Origin of the sequence: Wolbachia endosymbiont of Pentalonia nigronervosa, assembly GCF_014534705.1 — a bacterium.
In the GTDB taxonomy this organism is placed as follows: Bacteria; Pseudomonadota; Alphaproteobacteria; order Rickettsiales; family Anaplasmataceae; genus Wolbachia.
Genome location: NZ_JACVWV010000065.1, coordinates 1 through 6,642, shown reverse-complemented (window position 1 = coordinate 6,642; position 6,642 = coordinate 1). Strand labels below are relative to the sequence as shown.

The 6,642-nt window shown below is 34.5% G+C and carries 6 protein-coding genes and 3 pseudogenes; 6 read left to right on the top strand and 3 right to left on the bottom strand.

Features of this window, described 5'->3' with window-relative positions; genetic code table 11:
* Positions 1 to 350 precede the first annotated feature (350 nt).
* Positions 351 to 1,292, top strand: a complete 942-nt coding sequence (locus IC220_RS05785) for an Rpn family recombination-promoting nuclease/putative transposase (RefSeq protein ID WP_188153554.1) — start codon at positions 351 to 353, stop codon at positions 1,290 to 1,292.
* A 161-nt stretch (positions 1,293 to 1,453) separates the two neighbouring features.
* A pseudogene (locus IC220_RS05780) lies at positions 1,454 to 2,395 on the top strand (integrase core domain-containing protein).
* Here IC220_RS05780 and IC220_RS05775 read toward each other — a convergent pair.
* The 3 genes and pseudogenes from IC220_RS05775 to IC220_RS05765 form a co-directional block, all read right to left on the bottom strand.
* A pseudogene (locus tag IC220_RS05775) lies at positions 2,368 to 2,605 on the bottom strand (PD-(D/E)XK nuclease family transposase); the annotation flags it as partial. The pseudogenes IC220_RS05780 and IC220_RS05775 sit on opposite strands and share 28 nt — an antisense overlap.
* 54 nt (positions 2,606 to 2,659) lie before the next feature.
* The gene (locus IC220_RS05770) at positions 2,660 to 3,559 is read right to left on the bottom strand and encodes an ankyrin repeat domain-containing protein (protein WP_188153553.1); all 900 of its coding nucleotides are present in this window, start codon (positions 3,557 to 3,559) and stop codon (positions 2,660 to 2,662) included.
* A gap of 70 nt (positions 3,560 to 3,629) precedes the next feature.
* Positions 3,630 to 3,881: a hypothetical protein gene (locus IC220_RS05765; RefSeq protein ID WP_188153552.1), complete on the bottom strand. Its 252-nt coding sequence runs from the start codon at positions 3,879 to 3,881 to the stop codon at positions 3,630 to 3,632.
* A gap of 73 nt (positions 3,882 to 3,954) precedes the next feature.
* Here IC220_RS05765 and IC220_RS05760 point away from each other — a divergent pair, with 73 nt between their 5' ends.
* From IC220_RS05760 to IC220_RS05745, 4 genes and pseudogenes are all read left to right on the top strand, one after another.
* On the top strand, positions 3,955 to 4,131 hold the full coding sequence (locus IC220_RS05760; protein WP_188153551.1) for a hypothetical protein: 177 nt from the start codon (positions 3,955 to 3,957) through the stop codon (positions 4,129 to 4,131).
* Positions 4,132 to 4,136: 5 nt separating this feature from the next.
* Positions 4,137 to 5,141 carry a DNA polymerase III subunit delta gene (gene holA / locus IC220_RS05755; RefSeq protein WP_188153550.1) on the top strand — a complete coding sequence of 335 codons (1,005 nt, stop codon included), beginning with the start codon at positions 4,137 to 4,139 and terminating at the stop codon, positions 5,139 to 5,141.
* A 1-nt stretch (position 5,142) separates the two neighbouring features.
* The gene (gene dapA, locus IC220_RS05750; protein WP_188153549.1) at positions 5,143 to 6,024 is read left to right on the top strand and encodes a 4-hydroxy-tetrahydrodipicolinate synthase; all 882 of its coding nucleotides are present in this window, start codon (positions 5,143 to 5,145) and stop codon (positions 6,022 to 6,024) included.
* Positions 6,025 to 6,120: 96 nt separating this feature from the next.
* Positions 6,121 to 6,642, top strand: a pseudogene (locus tag IC220_RS05745) (transposase family protein); the annotation flags it as partial.

Genomic DNA, 6,642 nt, shown 5'->3' with positions numbered 1-6,642 from the left:
TCCATTTTTTCCCACTCCGGCCTCACTTTTTCCACGATTTTTTCAAATTCTTCTGTTTTTAGACCCGTTAATTGTCTGAAAATATAAGGGGTTTTTGCCACTTTTGCATAATTTATTGCCATTTTCTCTCACTAAAACTCTCATTTTATACGCTTTTTTTTGTTTTTCTACTTTTTTCCTCGTTTTGCAGGGGGTCTAAAGTTAATACGCCCTTTTACCATTTCGTCCACAATTACACAAGTTAATATAAATTTGCTACTGAAATATAAATCTTAGCAAAAAATAACAAATACGTTGAACATTCCTTCAAAATTTAGTATAATCATTAATGCTTTTTAGGTACTCTTGTTATGGCTCTTTCGAAGTTTCTTGACCCAAAATTAGATTTGACTTTTAAAAAAATATTCGGCACTGAAAAAAATAAGAATATCCTTATCCATTTTCTCAATGATATTTTAGGGTTTACTGAAATAAATACTATACAAGAAGTGGAATTCCTTAGCACCATTATGGATCCTGAAATTGCCTCTGATAAGCAAAGTATTGTTGATGTCCTCTGTAGAGATTCTACTGGAGCTAGGTACGTGATCGAAATGCAGCTTGCTCGCGATAAAGGCTTTGAAAAACGTGCTCAACTTTATGCTGCTAAAGCTTATTCAAGGCAGGCTGATAAAGCTAGTAAGTACTTTGATTTAAAGAAGGTTTTCTTTATTGCTATTTCTAATTGTATTTTATTTCCTGATAAACTTGATTATATCTCTAGCCATACCACAAGAGATGAAAAAACTAATGAACATGACTTACAAGATTTTCAATTTATTTTCATTGAGTTGCCGAAATTTCCTAAGAGTAGAGAAGAACAGCTAGAAAATGTCGTAGATCGTTGGCTATTTTTCTTCAAATATGCTGAAGACACTACTGATGAAGATTTAAGAAAAATAGCAGAAAAATCTCCAATAATAAAGCTAGCTTATGACGAATTAGACAAGTTTCATTGGCATAAGAAGGACCTGGCAGCTTATGAAGAAAGGTTAATGGATTTACAGAAAGAAGCTGCTATTTTAGAACAAAAACTCGATGATGCTACTCACAAAGGTAGACAAGAAGGTAGACAAGAAGGTAGACAAGAAGGTAGACAAGAAGGTAGACAAGAAGGCATCCTCATTGGCCGTGAAAAAAGTAAAATTGAAGTTGCAAAAAATTCACTTAAAGCCGGTATCTCTATAGATGTTATTGCTGAAATCACCGGCCTTTCACTAGACGAAATTAAACAACTTAACCTCCAAAAGTGATCCCTTTTTTATTATTTACAGATTCTACAGCAATTCTGTTAAGTGAAGATAGAGGTATTTTATTATTTTGTTAGCCATACTTTGCTTCTGATTACTACTGTTAACTATTTGCTGCCTATTATCTAGGTATACAGTCCCAGAGAGTGATGGTATAATAAAATATGAGAAAAAAATACCATCAAAGGAGGAATTATCAAGTATTACATGGGTGTGCCAGAACAACAGAGGCGGTGTGTAGAGCAATACAAAATAGTCAAGAGAGCATAGCAAAACTTTCTGAACGCTATCCCGAAAACTATTGTAAAATGGAAAAAACGTTCATTCACTAAAGATGTGAATATGGGACCAAAGCAGCCAAGATCAACGGTTTTAACCAAAGAGGAAGAGGCTATAATTGTTGCATTTCCACTTCTTCCTTTGGACGACTGTCTTTATTCTTTGCAGGCCACAATTCCTCCGGTCTAGTTTGCATCGCTGTTTACAAAGGCACGATATTAGCAGGTTGCCAGAAATTGAAGGAGAGGTAAAAGCCAAAAAGAAATTTAAGCAATATCCAATCGCATATTGATATTGCTGAAGTTAGAACAGAAGAAGGAAAATTACAGCTGTTTGTTGCTATAGATCAAATTTGCCTATGTTGAGCTTCATAACAGCGCCACAAAGGCCATAGCTGCAGAATTTTTGCGTAAAGATTTTGCCCTATAAAATCCATACTATTTTGACTGATAACGGCATACAATTAAGAACGTCATATTTCAGCACATATTTGACCGAGCTTGTGAGAAAAATAACATTGCTGACTAAAATCGGCCATCCTTGGACAAATGGGCAAGTTGAACGTATGAATAAAACACTAAAGAATGCTACCAGTTAAGAAATACTACTATAAATCACATCAACAACTTAAAGAGCATCTTTATAGCTTCGTTATGGCCTACAATTATGCAAAACTCCTCAAGACTCTTAAGGGTTTTACCCCTTATGAATTTATATGTGATCAGTGGACAAAATTTCCTGATTTATTTATACTTCCATCATACTCTGGGGCTGTACATCTAAGACTTTCAGGTCGCACCATTTCAACGATATATTTATTGCCATAAGAATCTTTGTATAATACATCAACGATGCTCTGTTTATCCGAGGCTATTTCTGGGTTCATGATCGTGCTGAGAAATTCCACATCTTGTATTGCATTTTCACCTGCAAAACCAAGGATGTCATTGAGAAAGTGGATGAGAATAGCCTTGTTTTTTTCGCTGCCGAAAATTTGCTTGAACGCACTTGGGATCAAGAAACTTCCATATTTTTATGCTCATATTATAGCAAAATTATACCATTTTTTCATTATTTTGTATAATGAAATTTTAATGGGTTTTACTATCAGTTTGTATTTTGAATAACTGAACATTTGTAAGGGAAGTGCTTTCAAAAGTATTTTCCTTAATAGGGCCAATTTTCTCATCTTTTATCTTATTTTCTGCATCCTTTAAAAACTTCTTTGCTTCATCATCTTTAGCTAAGGATATTGGAGTTTCACCTTTAATATTCTCTAATGTATTATCTGCACCTTTTGCTGATAAAATCTTTATGATTCCTTCATCACCATGTTGAGCGGCGTAATGCAAGGGAATATTTCCATATATATCTGCAGCATTAACATTTGCACCCTTATCCAATAGAATGCGTACCACCTCCCTATGCCCATTTTTAACAGCCCTGTGTAAATAAGTACTTCCATTATTATCTGGTGCATTAGGATCTGCACCTGCTGCTAATAGAACATCCACTAATTCTAATATGCCGTAAAAAGCAGTCATATATAATAATGATAATTCATCACCTGCATTCTCATTTTGCAATAAAGATGATAAATCAACATCTAATTCGTCCTCATCACATCCTGAGAATCCGGAATCAATACTCAATGTGTCTTCCTCCACTTTTGTTGTAGATTGATATTGATATAAGGAATCAATATCAATCTCGTCTTCCTCATATTCTGATTCTGGGAGTGTGATATCGATACCAAATTCATCTTCCTCATATCCTTTATCTGTATCAAGTTCGTTTTCTCTTTCATCTTCTTCCAATTTTTTCACAGGTTCATTTTGAAATGAAAGCGGGTAATCAGCATCAAATCCGCTTTTCTGCAACTCTTCACGTACATGTGGAAATTTTTGCACTAATATTCTTTTTATAATATCAATAATATATTTATTCCCAGTAGAACTTACCTGCGCTAATAATTCTTTCCAACCACTCATAGCTTTTTGTATTATTAATAAATATAATTAAGATTATAATATTTTTATTAAAAAAAGACTAAATCTGGAATTAAAACCTTGAACGACCTGTAGAATGTACGTAATTCTTATGAACACCTTGCCATTCTACTGCAGCCAATAAGGCCAGCGCAGAACCACCAAAAATTTCTAAACTATATGGTATAGTTGTTGGATACATAATTCCTAAAACTATTGCACCAATCGCCGCTATTAATAACAAAGAGCAAATTGTAATGGTAATTTTATTCTCTCTATTTTTTTCTACTTGAACATTTTTCATTGATGTGTTAGAACTTGTCATACTACTGGCAATATAATGGCAAATTTGCTATACTATTGTCATTATATGTGATTAATTTTATGGAGTCAATGGCATGATAAAAGAATGGTTCAATGATTGGGTATGTCAACCGATAAGTAATTGTATGAAAAAAATAAACAAATTATACCATCAGCATATCCTCAGGGAAGACGATCAACAAAGCATAGTAGCAGAGCAATCTCACCAGGAAGACACTCAGCAGCCACACGTGGATGACCATCTTATATAGAGGTCATGAAGATTACACCATCTAAAGTTAAAAGGTTGTTAGAAAAACCTGATGCTTTAAGTGGTGTGTTAATTTATGGCAGTGACAATAGCAGAGTTGATTTTTATACAAGAGAAGTAATAGCCAACTTGGTTGGATACTCAGTTCAGGTAATGGACTTTACAGTAGTAAATAAGTTACCTGATTTATTGCTTTCCGAGTTGGCAAATATTTCAATGTTTAGTGACAAAAAATTAATTAAGCTAATAAATGTACACGGAACCATATCAAAAGAGCTGAAAAATGTGCTAGATCATAATATGGGCAGCCATTATATGATTATGATCGCAAGTGAACTTACATACAATTCTGCAACTAAAAATTACATGGAAAATTCTAAGATTTTTGGTGTAGTTGCTTGCTATAAAGATAGCAACAGTAATCTCTATGACATTATATCAGGGTACCTTAAGCAAAATGATATAAAATATACAAATGAGTTGATCTATCATTTGCAGTCCTATTTCAATCATAGTAAAGTTCCAGTATATCCAGAACTTGAAAAATTAGTCTTGTATCTGGGAAATAGCAAAGATCTGAAACTTACTGATATAGAATCATGTTTTGCAATTTCTGGTAATAACTATGCTACACTTGATAATCTATGTTCTGCAATAGCAAATAAAGATGTAAGTAATTTTATCAGAGTTTCTGATGTGTTAATATCTCATGAAAACTTCTCATCAATAGCACTGATTCGTATTATATCAAATTATTGCTTACGTCTTGAAATCGTTTTACTCTTAAAACAAAGCGGTATTGGTGAACAAGAGGCAATCGATCAACTTAATCCCCCTTTATTTTTTAAACAGTTACAGAATTTTAAATCTCATTTAACAAAACTTCGCCTGTCGGAACTCAAAAAAATTCTGGAAAGTTTGATAAATTTGGAAATTATATGCAAAAAAACTGACTTAGATCATAAAATGCTCTTGCAACACAAAGTGTCTGAAATGTTATCAATGCAGTGAGATGTCTGATTTCTTATGGACTGCCTGCGTTACTCCGTTCAATCACGATGGAAATAACATAGATTATCGGAGTTTGCAGCATTTACTTACAATGCAAGCCAAAGCTGGAAATGGTGTAGTATTGCTTGGTAGCACAGGTGAAGGTTTATCACTTACTAATGCCGAAAAATGCGCATTAATTGAATTTGCATGTCAGCTTAAGTTAAACACAAAAATTATAGTCGGTGTACCAGGAGTTAATCTATATCAGACGTTGGAATGGCTTGATTTCTGCAAAGATATGCCAATACATGGCTATCTAATGACCACACCTATTTACACAAAACCTGGGATAATAGGGCAAACCTTGTGGTTTGAAAAATTACTCGAAAAAGCACACGTGCCGGCCATGCTATACAATATTCCATCAAGAGCAGGAACAAGCCTTTATCCTGAAACTGTACGTAATTTATGTGACCATGAAAGATTTTGGGCTATAAAAGACTCAAGCGGCATTGTTGAAACTCTAGTTGAATACCGAGCAGTTGCACCAAATATTCAGGTATTTTGTGGAGATGATAATATGATACTGGCCACGGCAGCCATGGGAGCTGTAGGCTTAGTTTCTGTTGCTTCTAACCTGTGGCCACGTATAACTCGTAAATATGTTGCAAAATGTTTGAGTAGTGAAAAACCATCAACAGATATCTGGTGGAAAGTCTGCAAAACCCTGTTTATTGCGAGTAATCCAGTTCCCACCAAAACACTTCTACATGAAATTGGATTTATAGAACATAAAACCGTTCGCCTACCACTCAGCATGCAAGACTTACCATCCATTGAGATATTAAAGCAAGCAAATGAGATGATTACTGAGTGGGAAAAGCTAAATTCCTTTAGCTGATAAATCATTAGAATAGCGTTCATTTCTTAGATGTGCAGTCCCAAAGAGTGATGGTATAATAAAATATGAGAAAAAAATACCATCAAAGGAGGAATTATGGAACAAGTATTACATGGGTGCGCCAAGACAACAGAGGCGGTGCGTAGAGCAATACAAAATAGTAAAGAGAGCATAGCAAAACTTGCTGAGCGCTATCCCGAAAACTATTGTAAAATGGAAAAAACGTTCATTCACTAAAGATGTGAATATGGGACCAAAACATCCAAGATCAACGGTTTTAAGCAAGGAGGAAGAGGCTATAATTGTTGCATTTCCACTTCTACCATTAGATGATTGCCTTTATGCCTTGCAGTCTACAATTCCGCACTTAACTCGTTCTAGCCTGCATCGCTGTTTACAAAGGCACGATATTAGCAGGTTGCCAGAAATTGAAGGAGAGGTAAAAGCCAAAAAGAAATTTAAGCAATATCCAATCGCATATTGATATTGCTGAAGTTAGAACAGAAGAAGGAAAATTACATCTGTTTGTTGCTATAGATAGAACATCGAAATTTACCTATGTTGAGTTGCATAATACTGCTACAAAACCCATAGCTGCAGAGTTTCTACGCAATTTGA

Coding starts and splice junctions, on each gene's coding strand:
- dapA (WP_188153549.1), top strand. CDS start 5,143: ATGTCTGATTTCTTATGGACTGCCTGCGTTACTCCGTTCAATCACGAT.
- IC220_RS05765 (WP_188153552.1), bottom strand. CDS start 3,881: ATGACAAGTTCTAACACATCAATGAAAAATGTTCAAGTAGAAAAAAAT.
- IC220_RS05770 (WP_188153553.1), bottom strand. CDS start 3,559: ATGAGTGGTTGGAAAGAATTATTAGCGCAGGTAAGTTCTACTGGGAAT.
- IC220_RS05760 (WP_188153551.1), top strand. CDS start 3,955: ATGATAAAAGAATGGTTCAATGATTGGGTATGTCAACCGATAAGTAAT.
- holA (WP_188153550.1), top strand. CDS start 4,137: ATGAAGATTACACCATCTAAAGTTAAAAGGTTGTTAGAAAAACCTGAT.
- IC220_RS05785 (WP_188153554.1), top strand. CDS start 351: ATGGCTCTTTCGAAGTTTCTTGACCCAAAATTAGATTTGACTTTTAAA.